The organism is Mesorhizobium sp. M0016 (assembly GCF_040324035.1).
Lineage (GTDB): Bacteria > Pseudomonadota > Alphaproteobacteria > Rhizobiales > Rhizobiaceae > Mesorhizobium.
This window is the reverse complement of record NZ_JAMYVM010000002.1, coordinates 29,081-50,068: the sequence shown is the minus strand read 5'-3', so window position 1 is coordinate 50,068 and position 20,988 is coordinate 29,081. Positions and strand designations below refer to the sequence as shown.

Below are 20,988 nucleotides of genomic sequence, written 5' to 3'. Positions count from 1 at the left end.
TTGCGCCTATATCTAGGACATCAAAGCGGCGTGATTCGAAGCCATTTTTTCGCGCTGAGCATGCGGCATCAATCAGACAGGTTTTCATGAGCGATCAAAGCGACAACGCCAACGGCGCTGAGGCCGAATACGGCGCCGATTCCATCAAGGTTTTGAAGGGGTTGGACGCTGTCCGCAAGCGGCCGGGCATGTATATCGGCGATACCGACGACGGCTCGGGCCTGCATCACATGGTCTATGAGGTGGTCGACAACGCCATCGACGAGGCGCTGGCCGGCCATGCCGACCTGGTCACGGTGACGCTTAATCCCGACGGTTCGGTCACCGTTATCGACAATGGCCGCGGGATTCCGACCGATATTCACACTGGCGAAGGCATTTCGGCGGCCGAAGTGATCATGACGCAGCTGCATGCCGGCGGCAAATTCGACCAGAATTCCTACAAGGTGTCTGGCGGCCTGCACGGCGTCGGCGTCTCGGTGGTCAATGCGCTGTCGGCTTGGCTGAAGCTGAAAATCCGCCGCAACGGCCAGATTTTCGAGATGAGCTTCACGCATGGCAATGCCGATGCGCCGCTCAAGGCCACCGGCAGCTATGAGCAGAACAAGCAGCCCGGCACCTATGAGGGCCGCAGCGGTTCCGAGATCACCTTCTTTCCGTCGTCCGAAACCTTCACCATGGTCGAATTCGACTTCGGCACGCTGGAGCACCGGCTGCGCGAGCTCGCCTTCCTGAATTCCGGGGTGCGCATCATTTTGACCGATGCCCGCCATGCCGATCTCGTGCGCCACGAACTGCACTATGATGGCGGCCTGGAAGAGTTCGTCAAATATCTCGACCGGGTCAAGAAACCGCTGATCGACAAGCCGATCGCCATCAAGGCCGAGCGCGACGGCATCACCGTCGAAGTGGCGATGTGGTGGAACGACAGCTACCACGAGAACGTGCTGGCCTTCACCAACAACATCCCGCAGCGCGATGGCGGCACCCATCTGGCCGGCTTCCGTGGCGCGCTGACGCGCCAGATCACCGGCTATGGCGAATCGTCGGGCCTGACCAAGAAGGAAAAGGTGGCGCTGATCGGCGACGACTGCCGCGAAGGCCTGACGGCGGTGCTGTCGGTCAAGGTGCCCGACCCGAAATTCTCCTCGCAGACCAAGGACAAGCTGGTCTCGTCAGAGGTGCGGCCCGTGGTCGAAGGCCTGGTCAACGAGGCGCTTGGCACATGGCTGGAAGAACACCCGACCGAGGGCAAGGTGGTCATCGACAAGGTGATCCAGGCGGCCGCGGCGCGTGAAGCCGCGCGCAAGGCCCGCGACATCACCCGCAAAAGCTCGCTCGGCGTCACCTCTCTGCCCGGCAAGCTTGCCGACTGCCAGGAACGCGACCCGGCGAAATCCGAAATCTTCATCGTCGAGGGTGACTCGGCCGGCGGCTCCGCCAAGGGCGGCCGTTCGCGCCAGAACCAGGCGATCCTGCCGCTGCGCGGCAAGATCCTCAATGTCGAGCGCGCCCGCTTCGACCGCATGCTAGGCTCCGAGATGATCGGCACGCTGATCACCGCGCTCGGCACCTCGATCGGCAAGGACGAGTTCAACGCCGACAAATTGCGCTACCACAAGATCATCCTGATGACCGACGCCGACGTCGACGGCGCCCATATCAGGACCTTGCTGCTCACCTTCTTCTTCCGCCAGATGCCGGAGCTGATCGAGCGCGGCCATCTCTACATCGCCCAGCCGCCGCTCTACAAAGTGACGCGCGGAAAAAGCTCGCAATACATCAAGGACGAGAGCGCCTTCGAGGAATTCCTGATCGGCTCCGGGCTGGAAGAGGCGTCGCTGACGCTTGCCTCCGGCGAGGCGCGGGCCGGACAGGATCTGCGCGGCTCGATCGACGATGCACTGGCAGTACGCCAGCTCATCAACGGGCTGCATACGCGATACAACAGGGGTGTGGTCGAACAGGCGGCGATCGCCGGTGCGCTCAATGCCGATGTGCTGAACGATCTCGGCCGCGCCAACGCCATGGCCGAACGCGTCGCCCAGCGCCTCGACATCATCGCCGAGGACACCGAGCGCGGCTGGACCGGCCGGCTGTCGACCTCCAATGAAGGCGTCGGCGGCTACGTGTTCGAACGCACGGTGCGCAGCGTCAAGGAATTCGCGCAGCTCGATGCCGGGCTGATAAATTCAGCCGACGCACGCCAGCTCGACCGCTATGCTCCGCGCCTCATGGAGGTTTATGGCGAGCCGCCGGTGCTGCGCCGCAAGGATGTCTCCGAAACCATTTCGGGGCCGCTGGCGCTGCTCAACGCGGTGTTTGCGACCGGCCGCAAGGGCCTGACTATGCAGCGCTACAAGGGCCTCGGCGAGATGAACGCCGAGCAGCTCTGGGAAACCACGCTCGACCCGAATGTGCGCTCGCTGCTGCAGGTCAAGGTGAATGACGCAACCGATGCTGACAGCTTGTTCTCGCGGCTGATGGGCGACGAGGTCGAGCCGCGGCGCGAATTCATCCAGGACAATGCGCTGTCGGTGGCCAATCTGGACATTTGATGGCGGGGGCCTTGCCGCCGAAGCTCCACTCCGGGGTCAGGCCTTTGGTTCCAGCTTTCGCCCGAGGTCCACCACGTCGCGCAGCACTTGCAGATGCGAGCGCGGCGCGGTGCCCGCCGGCGGGGCGATTTCAACGCCGTTTGCCGTCGATGACCAATAAAGCGTGTGCGTGAAGATACGGCCAAGTGAGCTGCGAAGCTCGATCTGGATGTTCTCCACACCGGGGCCGAAGTTTTCCGTCATCGGACCGGAAATCGGATCGCCTGTCGCCCAGCCATTGCCGCGGTCGTAGACGTTGGTCCAGCGCGTTGCCGCAAACACCGCGCCATGATGCACTGCGCGCTGCGCCTTGCCTTGGCTGTGTCCTTCCCGGTAAAGCACGGTGCCGCCGGGGCGCCCGTCATCGGCAATCGGCGGGCAGGCCGAGAACAGGCGCTCGGCAAGGCCACGCCTGAATTCCGCGAGATTGTAGGTCACCAGGAATTCGCTGTGGGAGAGCGGACTGCCAAGCGTGACGAAATCGCTGATCTTCCAGGGCAGCGGGTGGTCGGCGTCCTTGGCCCGAAGCTGCTGGTAGAGCGCCCATTGGCCGCGCCGGAACCCGGCGAGGTCTTCAAGGTTCTTTGGCCACGCTGACCCATCAGAGCCGAGCGTTGCCTTGTCGATGGCCTCGACCGCCGCCAGTTTGGCCTTGTCGCGGACCGCTTCCAGCCTTCGCGGCCGGAACTCGGCCCACAGGATCTGCAGCAAATCATAGGCGATGATCGACCCCAGGCTGTGCGAGACTAGCACGATGCGGTCGTAAGCATCGTCCTTCATCAGCGTCTTGAGCAACGTCAGGCCGCGGTCGCGGATCAGCGCACGCTTCTCGATCGTCGCCGCCTCGGCGCGCACATAAGCGGCGACGTCACCGAAATAGGGCAGGGCGAACTGATCCACCGCCCAGATGACAAAAGAAGCGAGGGTGGTGATCATCAGGCCGGTCGTCAAGGTAACGGCCTGTTGCCAGACCGATGTTGCCAGCACGAGTGCTGCGCCCAGAATGACGATAACGATCAGAAGTGTGGCGACGTAAAGCTTGCGGGCGTCGAGCGGAATGTCGGCGGGCTTGCGCCACAACAGGTTCGTAACCCAGGCGGCCAGCCTGCCGCGCGTCGTGCCTTGCGTGATGTCGGCCCAATAAAGCTCGTAGAAATCGGTACGGCGGCCATCGACGTCGTAGGGCGTGGTGATGCGGCGCAGCTCGTGTGACTTGGTCCGGCTGTCGGGCGTGATCCAGCTCTGGTTGATCGTGGCGCCGGAAACGGCCGGATCGGGAATCTGGGCGTAGGGTGGAGCACGGGTGGGATCGCTGCTCCAGACCGCCTGGACGAATCCCCTCAGCGTACCCATCGGCCGCTGCTCGCCCATGCCGTGCACGATCACCACCGCCTGGCCGGGCTGCGCCTTTTTGTAAGCCAGCGATGCGACAGTCTTGGGCATCAGCGTCTCCGTTGACGACATCCGACGGCGGGATCGCTCATGCTACCCCCGGCTCACCGAGCCAACAATACACGGCAGCCCATGTGGAACTCCGTGAACCAATCCACAGTTTCGCAGTCGTGCCTCGGGCCGCGCGGAAAATAGTTCCGTTCCCGGCAAGCAAATCATTTCATTGCCCTTCGGAACGGAAATCGCTCAGGAACATTGTGACGACATCGATCAATTTCTCGCAGGGAGGCTCTTTATGGGACGCGGTATTTTGCTCTGGTTGCTCGGTATTCCGATCCCGATCATCATTCTCATCATGCTGTTCGTACGGTAGGAGGCGTCGATGCAGTCCACCGTATCGGCTGTCGACGTATCCGCCTCAACAGAATCCTCCGCCCCGGCCGTCAGCTGGGGTCCGATCATCGCCGGCGCCTTCGCGGCCTCGACGCTGACCTTCATCCTCATGCTGCTCGGTTCGGGGCTGGGGCTGACCATGGTCTCGCCGTGGTCCGGCGCCAGTGCCTCGCTGACCACCTTCGCGGTGTCCGGCGCCATCTGGCTCATCATCGTGCAATGGCTGTCCTCCGGGGTCGGTGGCTATCTTGCCGGACGCCTGCGCACCAAATGGGTCGGCATCCACACCGACGAGGTCTATTTCCGTGACACCGCGCACGGCCTCCTCGCCTGGGCGCTGGCGACATTGCTGGTCGTCGGCATTCTCGGGTCGGCGCTGTCGGCAGTGCTTGGTTCAGGCGTGCAGGCGGCTTCTACTGTTGGCTCGGGCGCCGCCATGGGTGCTTCGGCCGGCGCGTCCGCCAATGCCGGCAGCGCACCGACCGACAATGCGACATCCTATCTCGTGGATACGCTGTTCCGTCCGGCTGATGCCGCCAGGCTCGCGGCGGCCAATCCGGACAGCGATGCGGCTGCGGCCGGGCAGGCTTCGCGCATCCTCATCGCCAGTGCGGCGGCAGGCGAAATTTCGGCTGACGACAAGACCTATCTGTCGCAGCTCGTCGCCGCCCGCACCGGGCTTTCCGAGGCTGACGCCAAGGCGCGTGTCGACGCCCTGGTGGCCAGGGTCGAGGACGCCAAGGTCAAGGCCAAGCAGGCCGCCGACGCCGCCCGGAAAGGCAGCGCCACCTTCGCACTGCTTGGCGCCCTGTCGCTGGTTATCGGCGCCTTCATCGCCAGCGCTGCGGCAGCACTGGGCGGCAGGCAGCGCGACGACGAGGAAGCGGTTTTCCTGACCAGCCGCTGAACCGGTCTTCAACATAGAAAAGTCCGGTCGAACCGGGCTTTTTTGTTTCCGATGATGGACCGACAACCTTCCAGTGGAAGGTTGCGGCGGGATCAGTGATCCATCGCCTTGACGATTTCCTCGGTCATCTTCTTGGCGTCGCCGAGCAGCATCATGGTGCCGTCCTTGTAGAACAGCGTGTTGTCAATGCCGGCGTAGCCCGAGCCGAGCGAGCGCTTGACGAACAGGCAGGTGCGGGCCTTGTCGACGTCGAGGATCGGCATGCCGTAGATCGGCGACGACTTGTCGTCGCGGGCGGACGGATTGGTGACGTCGTTGGCGCCGATGACATAGGCGACATCGGCCTGCGCGAACTCGGAGTTGATGTCTTCCAGTTCGAACACTTCGTCATAGGGAACATTGGCTTCGGCGAGCAGCACGTTCATGTGGCCGGGCATGCGGCCGGCCACGGGGTGGATGGCGTATTTGACATCCACGCCATTGGCCTTGAGCTTGTCGGCCATTTCGCGCAGCGCGTGCTGGGCCTGGGCGACCGCCATGCCGTAGCCCGGCACGATGATGACCTTCTGTGCGTTCATCATCAGATAGGCAGCGTCGTCGGCCGAGCCCTGCTTGACCGTGCGTTCGATGCCGTCATCGGCAACCGCCGCGGTCTCGCCGCCGAAGCCGCCGAGGATGACCGAGATGAACGACCGGTTCATGCCCTTGCACATGATGTAGGACAGGATGGCGCCGGACGAGCCGACCAGCGCGCCGGTGATGATCAACGCCAGATTGCCAAGCGTGAAGCCGAGTGCCGCGGCGGCCCAGCCGGAATAAGAATTCAGCATCGAGACGACTACCGGCATGTCGGCGCCGCCGATCGGGATGATCAAGAGGACGCCGAGCGCCAGCGACGCCGCGACGATCAGCCAGAACACCAGCTTGGCCTCGGTGGTGACCAGAAGCACGATCAGCACGATCAGCGCGATGCCGAGGACCGCGTTGATGATGTGACGGCCGCCGATCATGATCGGCTTGCCCGACATGCGGCCATCGAGCTTGAGGAAGGCGATGACGGAGCCGGTGAAAGTGATGGCGCCGATGGCAACGCCAAGGCTCATCTCGATCAGCGCCTGGGCGTGGATGTCGCCATTCGTGCCGATGCCGAAACTTTCCGGCGCGTAGATGGCGGCTGCCGCGACCATGACGGCGGCAAGGCCGACCAGCGAGTGGAAGGCGGCGACCAGCTGCGGCATCGACGTCATGGCGATGCGGCGCGCTGTAACGGCGCCGACGCCGCCGCCGATGGCCAGACCAAGCACGATCAGGCCGAAGCGCCCGGCGGACGGAGTCGCCAGCGCCAGCGTGGTGGCGATGGCAATGCCCATGCCGATCATGCCGTAGAGATTGCCTTGGCGGCTGGTGGTCGGATGCGATAGGCCGCGAAGCGCCATGATGAACAGGACGCCGGAGACCAGGTAGAGGAAGGACGCGAAGTTGGCGTTCATGGCTCTCTATCGGTCCTTCTTCTTGTACATGGCCAGCATGCGCTGGGTGACCAGGAAGCCGCCAAAGATGTTGACCGAGACCAGCATCAGCGCGACGAAGCCGAAGCCGGTGGCAATGCCGGAGGCCGAGATGCCGACGGCCAGCAGCGCGCCGACGACGATGACCGAGGAGATGGCGTTGGTGACCGCCATCAGCGGCGTGTGCAGCGCCGGCGTCACCGACCAGACGACGTAGTATCCGACGAAGATCGCAAGTACGAAGATGGCGAAGCGGAAGACGAAGGGATCGATGGCGCCGCCGGACAGTGCGTGCGCGGCATCGCCCGCCGCATCGGCGCCACCGGGCGCGTTGGCCAGGTTCTGCACAGCCAGCCGGACGGCGGCACTTGCCTGGTCGAGCTGATCGAGGGCTTTCTGCAAGGTCTGATCCATCACGCGATCCCCTTCGGCTTGGCGGCGGACTTGCCGGCAGTGGCTTTGTCGGACGCCTTTTTCGGTGCAGCCTTCTTCGGCGTGGCATCAGCCACCATGGTCTCCGCCGGAATGGCCGCCGGTTCGACATGGGGCTGTTCCGCCGCCTTGGCGAAGGCCGGATGCACCACGCGGCCAGCGTCGGTCAGCATCGTCGCCTTGACCAGATCGTCTTCGCGGTTGATGGCGAGCGTCTTGCTGGTCTTGTCGACCAGCGTCTCGAGGAAGGCGAACAGGTTCCTGGCGTAGAGCAGCGAGGCCGATGCGGCGACGCGGCCGGGCACGTTGAGGTGGCCGACGATTTTCACGCCATTGGCCGTGGTCACCACCTGGCCTGCAACTGCGCCTTCGACATTGCCGCCGCGCTCGACGGCGAGGTCGACGATCACCGAGCCCGGCTTCATCGAGGCGACCATCGCCGCCGACACCAGCTTCGGCGCCGGACGGCCGGGGATCAGCGCCGTGGTGATAACGATGTCCTGCTTGGCGATGTGCTCAGCGGTGAGCGCTGCCTGCTTGGCCTGATACTCCTTCGACATTTCCTTGGCGTAGCCGCCGGCGGTCTCGGCCGCCTTGAACTCCTCGTCCTCGACGGCGAGGAACTTTGCGCCGAGCGACGCCACCTGTTCCTTGGCGGCGGGACGAACGTCGGTGGCGGTGACGACGGCGCCGAGACGGCGCGCCGTGGCGATCGCCTGCAGGCCGGCAACGCCGACGCCCATAATGAAGATCTTCGCTGCCGGCACGGTGCCGGCCGCCGTCATCATCATCGGCAGCGCGCGGTCATACTCCGATGCGCCGTCGATCACGGCCTGGTAGCCGGCGAGATTGGCCTGCGACGACAGCACGTCCATCGACTGGGCGCGGGTGATGCGCGGCATGAATTCCATCGAGAAGGCGGTGACCCCAGCCTCGGCAAGCGCCGCGACCGCGGCATCATTGCCGTAGGGATCCATGATGGCGATGACCGCCGCACCCGATTTGTAGCCCTTCAGCTCGGCGTTGGTCGGCCGGCGCACCTTCAGCACCACATCCGCCCGGCTCGCATCCGAAGCCTTGCCGATCGCGGCGCCCGCCTTGGCGAACTCCTCATCGGGAATGCGCGACCTGGTGCCGGCGCCCGTCTCGACGGTGACGTCGAAGCCCAGCGCCGCCAGCCGCTTCACGGTATCGGGCGAGGCCGCGACACGAGGCTCGCTGGCATCGAGCTCGCGAGGGATGAAAACCGTCTGTCCCACCGCATGATCCTTTCGGCTGGAACCTGTTTGCGCAAGAGTGCGGCTTTGCGAAAGAGTGCGGCCGGATGTCCGGCTACGCCCTTGGCAAGGGTCTGAAGAGACTATCGGAGAATGAAGGCGCCGAGGGCGAGGATCAGCACGAACAGGATGATCGCGGAGAAGAAGCCGCCTGCGAAGAAGCCGAAAGCCATGGCCAGGAGCAGGGCGCCGCAGAACAGCGAGCCGTATTTGGCCAGCGCCAGAAAGCCATGATAGGTGCGGTCATGTTCGGCATAGTCCATCTTCGCGCCCAGTTCGACAGGACCGGTCGGCGTGTGATCAGCCATAGGAATACCCCTTCGAAGACATCTTTGAGGCACATAGCGAAAAGCCAGGCCAAGAGCAATGGCGCTATTGCCGCACGACCAGCGACAACAGCCTCAAAGAATGTTGAAAGCCGGCGGTATGGGCTCTTGTCGCCGGCCTGGCGTCGAACGTTAAGGGTTTGCGCTTCAACCGGCCAGATGCGGAAACAGCCCGAGCAGCCCAATGACGATCAGATAGAGCGCGACGATGTAGTTGAGCAGCCGCGGCATCACCAGGATCAGCACGCCGGCAATCAGCGAGATCAGCGGGGTAAGCGCGAGCTCGGGAATATGCATGTCGGTTCCTTTCTATGGCCGCGTCGGCGTCATCCAGAACGCGGAAGCGGCGGGAAAGCTCCAGAGCTCGCGTGCCAAATTGCGCAGGCTTCAGTGGTGTCAGGCGGCTTCGCGGAAAAACTTGGCGGTGGGCAGGATGGTTAGCGGTGCGAGTTCGCCGCTCTTGGGGCGTTGGAAGAGCATGCGCTGCTCGAACGCCGTGGAGTTGAAGAACGGGAAGCGATCCAGCGTCGCCTGCATGTTTTCGGAGCACTTCGACTGGAACAGATGCACGGGAACGGTGAGACCGGGATAGATGCGGGGGGGCACCGCCTGCTCGGAACGGAAGATGCGATGATAGAAGCCGGCATGCTCTTCCTTGACCGCCGTCAGGCAATATGTCGGTTTGAAGTGGCTGCAAGCTACGACCGCAAGCCTGAGCGTCACGTAGGGCAGCACGCGCAGGCTGGTCGACCACTCGATATCGGCAGCGAAACGGCTTGGATCGACGAACGTCTCGCCAACTGCCAGCCGCCGCGCCAGCGTGTCGCCGAACACGGCCGTGCTGGGGGAAACAGGGTATTTCGCGCAGGCGTAGTGGATTCTGATGGTGCTGACCAGAACACCATCGAAGAACACGCCAAATCGGTAGGAATTGCGCAGATCGTCGAAGTCGTCCTTTACCATACGCGAGGCATCGGGCTTCACCATGCCAGCATGAAGGTAGGATTTGTAGCGAAGTCGATAGATGGCTTCCAAATCCTCGGCACCGTCGCAAAGGCGATACTCGACGTGCTCCAGGACGTCCATGATATGACGAGAAAACACCGAAGGAGACTGAGCGGTGGCCCTAGAAGCCACCAGAGGCATACCTGCTAGCTGAGTTTCCATTGTTACCCTCGTGCCGTCGCAACTAAACCATACCGGACGACCGAATGAACAAGAAGATGAAACTCTAATCGTCTGTGTTTACCGAATATTAACGTTAACAATAGGTTAACGTTTTGGCAATTCACAGCTTTTTTGACGGCTTCCAAGCGCGATTTAAAGGTTGGGCTTCATGTGGTCGCGAGTTTGGCGACGGGCCGCAATTCCGCGGCGAAGGGCCAGGTCACACTGGACATCGTTTCGATGCCGGACGCGCTGAGAGCTGCGCCGAAGAGGAAGCCCTGGACGAGGTCGGGTTTCACCGAATGCACCAGGATCTTCAGCTGTTCGAACGTTTCCACACCTTCGATGGTGACGGTCAGCCCGAGCACGCGGGTCAGGTCCACGATGCCCTTCAACAAGTCGAGCGAACGCTTGTTCTGGGTCACGTCCATCAGGAACGAACGGTCGATCTTGATCTTGTCGAGCGGCAGCTTGTGGAGGTAGCTCAGGCTTGAATAGCCGGTGCCGAAATCGTCGAGCGCGATGCGCACGCCAAGCTGCTTCAGTTCCTCGATATACTGGCGCGTCAGCGATTTGTCGTCGAGCAGCGCGGTTTCGGTGACTTCGATCTCGAGGCGGCCGGCGGCGAGCCCCGAAGTGGCAAGCGCGTCGCGAACCTTCTGGACGACGTCGCGGCTGCGGAAATCCTTGGCCGAAAGGTTGACCGAGACGCTGGTCTGTGCGGGCCATTTGGCGCATTCGGCGCAGGCAGCCGCCAGCACGAAGGTGCTGATCTCGGAAATGATGCCCATTTCTTCGGCCAGCGGAATGAAGACGCTGGGCGAAACCGGCCCGAGGTCGGGATGATCCCAGCGGCACAGCGCCTCGCAGCTGGCGATGCGCATGGTGTTCATCGCCACGATGGGCTGATAGACCACCCGCAGCGCCTTGCCTTCGACCGCCGTGCGCAGGTCGGCCTTCATCATCTGGCGGTTGCGGAACGCCGCATCCATCGCCGCCTCGAACAGTCGCCAGTTGTTCTTGCCGAGTTCCTTGGCCTTGTAGAGCGCCAGATCCGCCTTGACGATCATGGCGTCGACATCGGTGTCCTCGACCCTGGACAGCACGGTGCCCGCGCTTGCCTGGATGCGCAGGCTGTGACCAGCGACATCGACTTCGCCCTGCAGATCGGCAAAGATCTGGTCGAGCAGGCCGGTCAGATGGCTTTCATCCTCGACGCGGTCGAAGAAGATCATGAACTCGTCGCCGCCGAAGCGGCTGACATTGACGCCTTGCCCGGCGACGGCCGCCAGTCGCTCGGCAACGGCATAGATCAGCCCATCGCCGACCGGATGGCCAAGTGTGTCGTTGACGCTCTTGAAATCGTCGAGATCGAGCACCGCCAGGGCGCACAGCCGGTCGCGGCTGCCCGACGCCATGGCCTCGCCGACGAGCTCATGGAAATAGGCGCGGTTCGGCAGGCCGGTGAGGCTGTCATAGCGCGCCATGAAGCGGATCTTTTCTTCGGACTCGACGCGGGCGGTGACGTCCTCGAAGGTGATGACGCCGAGGTCCTGATTGCCCTCGCGGGCCGAGAACTCGTAGTGCTGGCCATTGGAGAAGGAGACCAGCACCTTGCGGTCACGGCCTTCGCGCAACGCGCGCGTCAGCTGCGCTTCGACATAGCGGCAGTCTTTCGGCGCCAGCATGCCGCCCGCAACGCCGCGCAGGAGCAGCGAATGGATCGACCGCCCGAGCAGCTGGTCGGGCGAGCGCAGCGACATCAGATGCGCTGCTTCGGCATTGCCGACCACGACCTTGCCGTCGGGTCCGAGCATAACCAGGCCATGCGACATGGTGTTGAGTGCGCGGTTGAAGCGCTGCGCGATTTGCCTCGCCTGCTTATGCCCGACCACGGCCGAGAACAGCACGTTGCGCACATGGTCGGCACTGCCCTTGATGATGAACATGAACGGGATGATGAGCAGCCCAAGCACGACACTGGGGATGTCAAACCTGAGGATAAGGGCTGCTGCGATCGGCCCGACGAAGGTTACCGCGAAGATCGTGACCATGCGGGGCGAGCCGTAGTTTCGGCCTACGACCGTGACCAGAGAGCCAAGCGTTATGGCGAGCGCTGCGATCTCGGCATACGCATCCGAGTAGACATAGATCGAAATGAAGCAGAACAGGCCCAGCATCAGCCCCTGGATGCTGCCGTTCAGGATATATTCGCGCTCCCATCGTGTCGCATCCAAGGCATCGTGGATGGAACCACCCAGGCGATGGAACCGCCGCAAGCTGAAATACCGCCAAACGCCGATGCCAAGCAGTGCTCCGGCAAGAACCAGGAAGACAGGCTGGCCGTTGCGCCAATAGACCATAAGGCTGGCGGTTGCGTGGCAAAGCGCGCCAATGACCAGCATATGCGCGTTGTCGAACAACGAGCGCACAAACTGGATATAAACATCCACAGGGATGTTATCGGTCTTTGTTCTGCCCATTACTGGCGCCCAACTGAACCACAGCCTTGGCATAGTCCCATTAAAAAACCTTTAGCTCGCGCTGAAGGGCCTGTTTTTCCGGCCCTTTTGGCTACTCAGCGGCTTGTAATGCGCTTGGCTGCACCGGCAACTTGAATCGTTCAAGAAGGCGATTTCGTTCATCCGCCGCCTTTTCGGCGCTGGCTTGCCTGACATGGCCGTAGCCGCGAATGAGCGCCGGCACCGAGACAAGGGCGATGGCGGCCTCGATCCTGCCTGGCGCAAGTGCTTTGGCGACAAGCTCCAGATCGGCCTCATAGCGGGCCAGAAGCTGCCGCTCGATGCGCCGCTCAGTGCTGTAGCCGAACACGTCGAAGGCCGTGCCGCGCAGGCCTTTCAGCGCCGCCAGCAGGCGAAAACCCTTCATCATCCACGGGCCGAAGCTCGATTTCCTCGGCTTGCCGTCATTGCCGCGCCTGCCCATGATCGGCGGCGCCAGATGAAATTCGAGCTTTTCGTAGCTCTGGAACTGTTTTGACAGCTCCATAGCGAAGGAGCCGTCAGTGTAGAGCCGCGCCACCTCGTATTCGTCCTTGATCGCCATCAGCTTGAACAGATTTTTGGCGGCTGCCTCGGTCACCGCGGTCGAGCCGGGCACGGCCTTTGCCTCGGCGGCACGCAGGACCGCCAGCCGCTCGACATAGCGCCTGCCATAGGCGGCATTCTGATAGGCAGAGAGGAAAGCGACGCGGCGGGCGATGATATCGTCCAGCGTCTCGGCGATCTCAGTGGCCTTGCTCGGTTGCGCGATGAGGCCGCGCACAAACTCCGGCTGATGCGCGGCGCGCCGGCCCCAGCGGAAGGCGGCGATGTTCATCGCCACCGCCTCGCCATTCAATTCAATCGCTCTTTCAACGGCTTGCGCGGACAGCGGCAGCCCGCCATGCTGGAAAGCGAAGCCGAGCATGAACATGTTGGCGCCGAGCGAATTGCCGAACAATTGGGTGGCGGTGCCCGTCGCGTCGAAGAAATGCGTCTTGTCGTCGCCAGCGGCAGCGCGGATCGCCTTCTTCAGGCGCTCGATGGGCAGCGAGAAATCGGCCGAGCGGGCGAACTCGCCAGGCATGATCTCGGCGGTGTTGGCAAGGAAGATGGTATGGCCTTCGCGCACCGCGCCAAGCACCTTCTTGGCGCCGGACACGACAAGGTCGCAGCCGAGTACCAGGTCGGCCTTGCCGGCCGAAACGCGGATCGCGTGGATGTCGTCCGGCGTGCGGGCGATGCGGACATGGGTGAACACCGAACCGCCCTTCTGGGCGAGGCCGGCCATGTCGATCATGCCGCAGCCCTTGTCCTCGAGATGGGCGGCCATACCGAGCACAGCACCTATGGTGACGACGCCGGTGCCGCCGACGCCGTCGATGATCGCCGCCCAACCCTCGCTACTGAGCGGGAATTCGGCTGGCACCGGCACGCCGTCAAGCGGGTCTGAGCGCCCGGCAATGCCTTCGGCCTTCCTGATCTTGGCGCCGTGCACGGTGACGAAGGACGGGCAGAAGCCGTTGACGCAGGAGAAGTCCTTGTTGCAGCTCGACTGGTCTATTCTGCGCTTGCGGCCGAACTCGGTTTCGACCGGCTGGATCGAGACGCAGTTCGATTGCACCCCGCAATCGCCGCAGCCCTCGCAGACCAGTTCGTTGATGAAGACCCGCTTGTCGGGATCCGGGAAGGTGCCGCGCTTGCGGCGGCGGCGCTTTTCGGCGGCGCAGGTCTGGTCGTAGAGCAGCACCGAGACGCCCTTGACGTCGCGCAGCTCGCGCTGGACGAGGTCGAGGTCGTCGCGGTGGTGGATGGTGGCGCCGAAGGGGAATTCGGCCTTCCCCGCATATTTGTCCGGCTCGTCGGTGACGATGGCGATGCGCTCGACGCCTTCGGCGCGCACCTGCCTGGCGATCATGTCGACAGTCAGGCCGCCCTCATGCGGCTGGCCGCCGGTCATGGCGACGGCGTCGTTGTAGAGGATCTTGTAGGTGATGTTGGCATCGGTCGACAGCGCGAAGCGGATCGCCAGCGTGCCGGAGTGATTGTAGGTCCCGTCGCCGAGATTCTGGAAAATGTGGCCGCGCTTGGAGAATGGCGCCTGGCCGACCCATTGTGCGCCCTCGCCGCCCATGGCGGTGAAGCCGACCGTGTTGCGGTCCATCCACAGCGCCATGAAATGGCAGCCGATACCGGCGGCGGCGATCGAGCCGACCGGCACCTTGGTCGAGGAATTGTGCGGGCAGCCGGAGCAGAAGAACGGCGTGCGCGAACCGATATCGCTGGTGTCGGCAAGCATCGCCTGGAACTGGCGCAGCTTTGCCACCTTGGCAGTGATCTCTTCCGAAGGGCCGATTGTGCGCAGGATGCGCTCGCCCAGCGCAATGGCGATCTCGTTGGGGTCGAGCGCGCCCTTGGCCGGGAACAGCCAGTCGCCGCGCTCGTCCTTCTTGCCGACGATCATCGGCTGGGTGGCGGTGCCGTAGAGGTTTTCGCGCAGTTGCACCTCGATCAGCGAGCGCTTCTCCTCGACGACGACGATGGTGTCGAGGCCGCGGGCGAATTCGGCGATATGCTGCAGGTCGAGCGGCCATGGGCAACCGACCTTGAACAGGCGGATGCCGATGCGGCCGGCGGCGGCCTCGTCGATGCCGATGTCTTCCAGCGCCTGGCGGACATCGAGATAGCTCTTGCCGAGCGTGATGATACCGAGCTTCGGCGCGCGGCCGCCCGAATAGACGATGCGGTTCAGGCCGTTGGCATGGATGAAGGCGGATGCAGCGGCGCGCTTGTATTCATGCAGCCGCTCCTCCTGGCCGAGCATGTCGATCTCATCGCGGATGTTGAGGCCGCCGGGCGGCATATCGAACTCCGGCACGACGATGTTCAGGCGCTCGAGCGCGGCATCGACGGAGGCCGTGGATTCGATGTTGTCCTTGACGCATTTGATAGCCGCCCAGGTGCCGGCGAAGCGCGACATGGCAAAGCCGTAGAGGCCGTAGTCGATGATCTCCTGAACGCCGGCCGGGTTGAGGATCGGCACCATGGTGTCGACGAACAGGAATTCGGTGGCGTGCGCATTGGTCGATGATTCGGCCATATGGTCGTCGCCCATCAGCGCAAGCACGCCGCCATACTTCGACGATCCCGCGAGGTTGGCGTGGCGGAAAACGTCGCCGGAGCGGTCGACGCCCGGCCCCTTGCCGTACCAGACCGAAAACACGCCGTCATGCGTGCCTTCACCCAGCAATCCCGTCTGCTGAGAGCCCCAGCAGGCGGTGGCGGCAAGCTCCTCGTTGAGGCCGGGCTGGAAAACGATGTCGGCCTGCGCCAGCTGCTTTTTCGCCCGCCACAGCTGCATGTCGAGGCCGCCGAGCGGCGAGCCGCGATAACCGGACACGAAGCCGGCCGTGTTGAGGCCGGCCTGGCGGTCGCGCTCGCGCTGCATCAAAAGCATGCGGATGACCGCCTGTGCGCCGGACAGGAAGATGCGCTCCTTACCGAGATCGAACTTGTCGTCGAGCGCGACGTCGTGCAGCGTCATCAGGCATTTCCTCTGCGGAGACAGCACCGGGGCGCGCAGCCAACGTAGGAGTGAGATGGCGCAGTCTTTCTCCGCTTGCAAGGCAGGTCAAACGAAATCGAAAGTGCCAGGCAAAGCGCAACGAACGATCCGCTGCCGTCGCGTATTCGGCACGAAATCGGTCCGCGGCGGTTGTCCGGCGACCAGAAATTTCCACGCAGTCGCGCCGGGCAAAGACGCGTCAGCCTTTCGAGCAATCCGGCTTCGGCTCACCCGGCAGCTTGCCGTCGGGATGGCCGGCAAGATCGGGATTGGCCGTATAGAGCTGGTCGACCACCAGCGGCCGGTCGGGAAGGATCGACTGGTCCTCGCTCGACATCAGCGTCGTGTCGATCTTCTGCAGGAACGTGCCGTCAGGACCCCTGATGCTGATCGAAATCGCATAGGGCTTGTCCTTGACGATACAGGTCAGCGCCGGGCTTTCCAGGCTGACCTTGTCGAGCTTCGGCCAGACCTTCTGCTCGATCACCAGGGGAGAACCGCCGGCCGGATTCTGGAAGCTGGCGACCGCAACCTGGCCTTCGCCCATCGGCTGCAGGGGCCGCAGCGTCACGACATAGGTCGCCCGGGCGAGACGGTAGTTGAAGACGACGACCTTGCCGGAAACCTCGAACAGCTTGCCGTCGCCGCCGGTGTCGCGGCAGGCGCCAAGCGCAACGGCTGCAATGAGCGCAGCACCGACAAGGATCGAACGAAAAACAACCCTAGGCATTGTTGACCTCATGTGCCGCCGTGCGGCGGCGGCGATAGTGACGGCTTGCTTTCTGGCGGTTGCCGCACACAGCCATATCGCACCAAAGGCGGCTGGAATTGCGGCTCCTGTCGAGAAACAGCCAGCTGCAATTGGGACAGATCCTGAGCCTGGCGACCGTGTCGTCGCGCAGCAGCGACAAGGCCGAAACCGCCAGCGCCGCCTCGAACGCGATCGGCGTCGCCGGATCGCCGAACGGTCTGCCCGGGGCGCCGATTTCGGCCGGGCTCCGATCGAGGCCGTCGGCGCAGGCCTTGAGAAAAGCGGCGAGGTCGCCGGCGGCAAGCGCGCCTTTCGACACCGCGCCGCGAAACAGGCGGTCGGTCGTCTCGCGGATCGCCAGCACCACCGGGGCGATCCTGTCCGGCGAGGTCGCCTCCAGCGGTCTGCCGCCAAGCTCGGCGCCGCGAAAGCCGCTTGCGGCATCGGCGAAGCGCGCGATCTCGGCCGGATCGTCAAAACGGTCGAAGGTCTTTTCCGGATCGTTGCGCAACACCACGGTGTTGGCCGTATCGAGCGCAAGAATGCCGCCGGTGAAGCGATGCGAGGTCCAAGATACCGTCATATCAGAAATCTAACCGATAAACCGCATTTGACAAGTTAGATTCTAGGATGCAAACATTGGCGCGGGCTCCAGCGCCCGGAAAGCTGTCTATGCTCTATTTCTTCCAGCAGGTGCTGAACGGGCTGCATTCCGGCGCGCTCTATGCGCTGCTTGCCTTCGGCTACGTGCTGACCAACGGCATCCTGCACCGGACCAATCTCGCCTATGGCGCGCTGTTCGCCTTTTGCGGCCAGACGATGATCCTGACCGTGGCCTTCGGCTATCAGGTATTGTGGCTGACCTTGCTGGCGGCAGTGGTGCTCGGCGTCGTCACGGCTTTCCTTTATGCCGCGCTGATCGGCCACGTGCTGTCGCGCAGCGTCTTCGAACCGCTGGCCGACCGCACGCCCAATGCCATTGTGGTGACGACGCTCGGCATCCTGCTGGTGCTGTCGGAAGCAAGCCGTATCGCCGCCGACACGCATGATTGGTGGCTGCCGCCGATGCTGGCGCAGCCCATCGTTTTTGCTCAGGATGCCGGCTTCCAGGCGACGCTGACGCTGATCCAGCTCATCGATTGCGCGGTGGTTCTGGCGGCAATCATGCTCGCTGCATGGGCGTTTGCCCGCTCGGGCTTCGGCCGCCGCTGGCGCGCCGTCTCCGACGATCCCAAAGCGGCTGCCATGTGCGGCGTGGACGTGCGCGCAGTGTTCCGGCATGCGGTGCTGTTCGGCGGTTTCTGCGCCGCGCTGGCCGGAATCATGGCCGCCCTTTACTACGGCAATGTCAGCTTCGGCTCCGGCCTCGTCTACGGGCTGAAAATCCTGTTCGTGACGGCGGTGGGCGGCTATCTCTCTCCGCCTCGGGCCGCGCTCGGTGCGGCCGCCTTCGGCATGGCGGAGTCGCTATGGGCCGGCTATTTCCCGATCGAATGGCGCGATGGCTGGATGTATCTGTTCCTGGTCGCGGCACTTGTGCTGATCGGTCCCGGCCGCGACCAGCAGAAGATCGCCTGATCGCCGCATCCGCTGTCAGACTTTGGTTGCATGACGCAGCAGCCGGTCGGCACTTATCCCCTGCCTCCCGTCACGACGGCGTTGATCGCGCCCATGCCATGTTGACCCGCCGAACCACGCACGGCATACCGTTGGGCCACAGCGGCGCGACGGAAAATAGGGGAGCCGGCGCGCCTTCGACCTCAGGGAGGAAATGCATGGCAGGGCTGCTCGCTCTATCCAGAACGATCGACCGTATGAACGAGTTCATCGGCCGGTGGATATCGTGGCTGATCCTGCTGGCAATCCTGGTCAGCGCCGCCAATGCCATCATCCGCAAGGTCTTCGACGTCTCGTCGAATGCCTGGCTGGAACTGCAGTGGTACCTGTTCGGCGCCGCCTTCATGCTGGCCGCCGCCTACACGCTGAAACAGAACGACCATATCCGCATCGACATCGTCTACGGCATGTGGTCGCGCCGCGTGCAGCACTGGATCGACCTGCTCGGTCATGTCTTCTTCCTGATGCCGTTCGTGACGCTGATGGTGATCTATTTTGTCCCCTACGTGTCGCTGTCGTTCCGCAGCGGCGAAATGTCGAACAATTCCGGCGGCCTGATCATCTGGCCGGCCAAGGCAATCCTGCTCGTCGGCTTCTTCCTGCTGGCGCTGCAAGGCATCTCCGAGATCATCAAGAAGATCGCCATCATGCGCGGCGACATGGACGATCCCAATCCGTTCATCTCGGTGCACGAACAGGCCGAGCTCGAGGCTAAAGCCCTTGCTGAAGAGGCCAAGGCGCTCGCCCAGGAGGCGCGCCCATGATCGAGTTCATCGCCCAGAACATGGCGCCGATCATGTTCGCTTCGCTGATCATCTTCCTGCTGATCGGCTATCCCGTCGCTTTTTCACTCGCCGCAAACGGCCTGATGTTCTTCTTCATCGGCGTCGTGCTGTCGCCCTATTCGGGCGGCTCGATCAACCTGGCGTGGCCGCTGCTGCATGCGCTGCCCGACAATTTCTACGGCAGCCGGGTGATGTCGAACGACACGCTCTTGGCAATCCCGTTCTTCACCTTCATGGGCATCGTGCTGGAACGATCGGGCATGGCCGAGGACCTGCTCGACACGATCGGCCAGCTGTTCGGCCCGGTTCGCGGCGGCCTTGCCTATGCGGTGATCTTCGTCGGTGCGCTGCTTGCCGCGACCACGGGCGTGGTCGCGGCTTCGGTCATCGCCATGGGCCTGATCTCGCTGCCGATCATGCTGCGCTACGGCTATGACCGACGACTGGCGTCGGGCGTCATCGCGGCATCCGGCACACTCGCCCAGATCATCCCGCCGTCGCTGGTGCTGATCGTTCTGGCCGACCAGCTCGGCCGTTCGGTCGGCGACATGTATGCCGGCGCGCTGATCCCCGGCCTGGTGCTGACCGGCCTTTACACGCTCTACATCCTGATCATGTCGATCGTCCGGCCGAACTCGATGCCGGCGTTGCCGCTGGCGGCCCGCACGCTTGGCCACGGCGTGCTGTCGCTGCTCGCGGCACTGCTGGTGGCAGTCGCGGCTTCCTATGCGGCCTATCGCTACCTTGCGCCGGCGCATGGCGACAATGCCGATATCCTTGGCGCCAGCATCGGGGTGATCCTGATCTATATCGTGGCGATCGCCGACAAGGGCCTGAACATCAACATGATGTCCAGGTTGGCGCAGCAGGTGATCATCGTTTTGATCCCGCCTCTGGCGCTGATCTTCCTGGTGCTGGGCACCATCTTCCTCGGCATCGCCACCCCGACGGAGGGCGGCGCCATGGGCGCGGTTGGCGCCCTGGCGATGGCGGCAATGAAGGGGCGGTTGTCGCTGGATGTCATCAAACAGGCGCTCGCGTCGACCACGAGGCTTTCCTCCTTCGTGCTGTTCATCCTGATCGGCGCGCGGGTGTTCTCGCTGACCTTCTACGGCGTCAACGGCCACGTCTGGGTCGAGCATTTGTTGACGTCGCTGCCGGGCGGCGAAGTCGGCTTCCTGATCGGCGTCAACATCCTGGTCTTCGTGCTCGCCTTCTTCCTCGACTTCTTCGAGCTCGCCTTCATCATCGTACCGCTTTTGGCGCCGGCTGCCGATAAGCTCGGCATCGACCTGATCTGGTTCGGCGTGCTGCTCGGCGTCAACATGCAGACCTCCTTCATGCATCCGCCTTTCGGCTTTGCGCTGTTCTACCTGCGCTCAGTCGCCGCGCGCGTGCCCTATCTCGATCGCCTCACCGGCAAGCAGATCGCGCCGGTGACCACCGGCCAGATCTATTGGGGCGCCGTGCCCTTCGTCTGCATCCAGGTGATCATGATCGGGCTGACCATCGCCTTCCCGCAAATGGTCATGCGCTACAAGGGTGCGGCCGTCGATCCGGGTACGATCGAGATCAACTTGCCTGATATGCCAGGCCTTGCGCCTCTCGGCACACCACCACCAGCCAACGGTGGTCCATCACCTGCGGCGCCACCGTCGAACGATCTCTCGCAGCCGCCGAATTTCGGCGAGACGCCGCCCGCCAAGCCGGCGGCGCCGGCGACCGACCTGTCGCAGCCGCCGAACTTCAACTGATGTGTGAACACTGAGA

At 63.4% G+C, this 20,988-nt stretch carries 16 protein-coding genes; 5 read left to right on the top strand and 11 right to left on the bottom strand.

The features are described from left to right. The first annotated feature begins 86 nt into the window (after positions 1-86). On the top strand, positions 87-2,558 hold the full coding sequence (gene gyrB / locus NKJ88_RS03010) for a DNA topoisomerase (ATP-hydrolyzing) subunit B (RefSeq protein ID WP_023671333.1): 2,472 nt from the start codon (positions 87-89) through the stop codon (positions 2,556-2,558). A 36-nt stretch (positions 2,559-2,594) separates the two neighbouring features. Here the strand turns inward: gyrB and NKJ88_RS03005 are convergent, their stop codons facing one another. Further along, positions 2,595-4,040: a hypothetical protein gene (locus NKJ88_RS03005; RefSeq protein ID WP_031199333.1), complete on the bottom strand. Its 1,446-nt coding sequence runs from the start codon at positions 4,038-4,040 to the stop codon at positions 2,595-2,597. Positions 4,041-4,371: 331 nt separating this feature from the next. On the opposite strand from NKJ88_RS03005, the gene NKJ88_RS03000 reads away from it, so the two are divergent. Then, on the top strand, positions 4,372-5,289 hold the full coding sequence (locus NKJ88_RS03000; RefSeq protein WP_023823883.1) for a membrane protein: 918 nt from the start codon (positions 4,372-4,374) through the stop codon (positions 5,287-5,289). Between the two features lie 92 nt (positions 5,290-5,381). Here the strand turns inward: NKJ88_RS03000 and NKJ88_RS02995 are convergent, their stop codons facing one another. The 10 genes from NKJ88_RS02995 to NKJ88_RS02950 all read right to left on the bottom strand — a co-directional run bounded on the left by NKJ88_RS02995 (position 5,382) and on the right by NKJ88_RS02950 (position 17,399). Further along, the gene (locus NKJ88_RS02995; protein WP_023671337.1) at positions 5,382-6,779 is read right to left on the bottom strand and encodes an NAD(P)(+) transhydrogenase (Re/Si-specific) subunit beta; all 1,398 of its coding nucleotides are present in this window, start codon (positions 6,777-6,779) and stop codon (positions 5,382-5,384) included. Positions 6,780-6,785: 6 nt separating this feature from the next. Beyond that, complete coding sequence (locus NKJ88_RS02990; protein WP_032885960.1) at positions 6,786-7,211, bottom strand: proton-translocating transhydrogenase family protein; 426 nt, start codon at positions 7,209-7,211, stop codon at positions 6,786-6,788. Next, the gene (locus NKJ88_RS02985) at positions 7,211-8,488 is read right to left on the bottom strand and encodes a Re/Si-specific NAD(P)(+) transhydrogenase subunit alpha (protein ID WP_023739660.1); all 1,278 of its coding nucleotides are present in this window, start codon (positions 8,486-8,488) and stop codon (positions 7,211-7,213) included. The genes NKJ88_RS02990 and NKJ88_RS02985 overlap by 1 nt, the downstream gene beginning before the upstream one ends. Positions 8,489-8,589: 101 nt before the next feature. Beyond that, positions 8,590-8,814 (bottom strand): aa3-type cytochrome c oxidase subunit IV, encoded by a 225-nt coding sequence (locus NKJ88_RS02980; RefSeq protein WP_352443553.1) that lies wholly within the window; start codon positions 8,812-8,814, stop codon positions 8,590-8,592. A 165-nt stretch (positions 8,815-8,979) separates the two neighbouring features. Then, the gene (locus NKJ88_RS02975; RefSeq protein ID WP_023671341.1) at positions 8,980-9,129 is read right to left on the bottom strand and encodes a DUF3096 domain-containing protein; all 150 of its coding nucleotides are present in this window, start codon (positions 9,127-9,129) and stop codon (positions 8,980-8,982) included. A 99-nt stretch (positions 9,130-9,228) separates the two neighbouring features. After that, entirely contained in the window at positions 9,229-9,999 is a 771-nt protein-coding gene (locus tag NKJ88_RS02970) for an N-acyl amino acid synthase FeeM domain-containing protein (protein WP_023683521.1), read from the bottom strand. 167 nt (positions 10,000-10,166) lie between these two features. Then, complete coding sequence (locus tag NKJ88_RS02965; protein ID WP_023739659.1) at positions 10,167-12,482, bottom strand: putative bifunctional diguanylate cyclase/phosphodiesterase; 2,316 nt, start codon at positions 12,480-12,482, stop codon at positions 10,167-10,169. Positions 12,483-12,573: 91 nt separating this feature from the next. Beyond that, on the bottom strand, positions 12,574-16,044 hold the full coding sequence (locus NKJ88_RS02960) for an indolepyruvate ferredoxin oxidoreductase family protein (protein WP_352443552.1): 3,471 nt from the start codon (positions 16,042-16,044) through the stop codon (positions 12,574-12,576). A 220-nt stretch (positions 16,045-16,264) separates the two neighbouring features. Beyond that, positions 16,265-16,795: a hypothetical protein gene (locus NKJ88_RS02955; protein ID WP_023745817.1), complete on the bottom strand. Its 531-nt coding sequence runs from the start codon at positions 16,793-16,795 to the stop codon at positions 16,265-16,267. After that, complete coding sequence (locus NKJ88_RS02950; protein WP_023745816.1) at positions 16,788-17,399, bottom strand: CGNR zinc finger domain-containing protein; 612 nt, start codon at positions 17,397-17,399, stop codon at positions 16,788-16,790. The genes NKJ88_RS02955 and NKJ88_RS02950 overlap by 8 nt, the downstream gene beginning before the upstream one ends. A gap of 89 nt (positions 17,400-17,488) precedes the next feature. Here NKJ88_RS02950 and NKJ88_RS02945 point away from each other — a divergent pair, with 89 nt between their 5' ends. From NKJ88_RS02945 to NKJ88_RS02935, 3 genes are all read left to right on the top strand, one after another. Continuing rightward, complete coding sequence (locus NKJ88_RS02945) at positions 17,489-18,394, top strand: branched-chain amino acid ABC transporter permease (protein ID WP_023695936.1); 906 nt, start codon at positions 17,489-17,491, stop codon at positions 18,392-18,394. 197 nt (positions 18,395-18,591) lie between these two features. Next, positions 18,592-19,197, top strand: a complete 606-nt coding sequence (locus NKJ88_RS02940) for a TRAP transporter small permease subunit (RefSeq protein WP_023683517.1) — start codon at positions 18,592-18,594, stop codon at positions 19,195-19,197. Then, a complete protein-coding gene (locus NKJ88_RS02935; protein ID WP_023683516.1) occupies positions 19,194-20,972 on the top strand; it encodes a TRAP transporter large permease in 1,779 nt (592 codons plus the stop codon). The genes NKJ88_RS02940 and NKJ88_RS02935 overlap by 4 nt, the downstream gene beginning before the upstream one ends. The last annotated feature ends 16 nt before the right edge of the window (positions 20,973-20,988 follow it).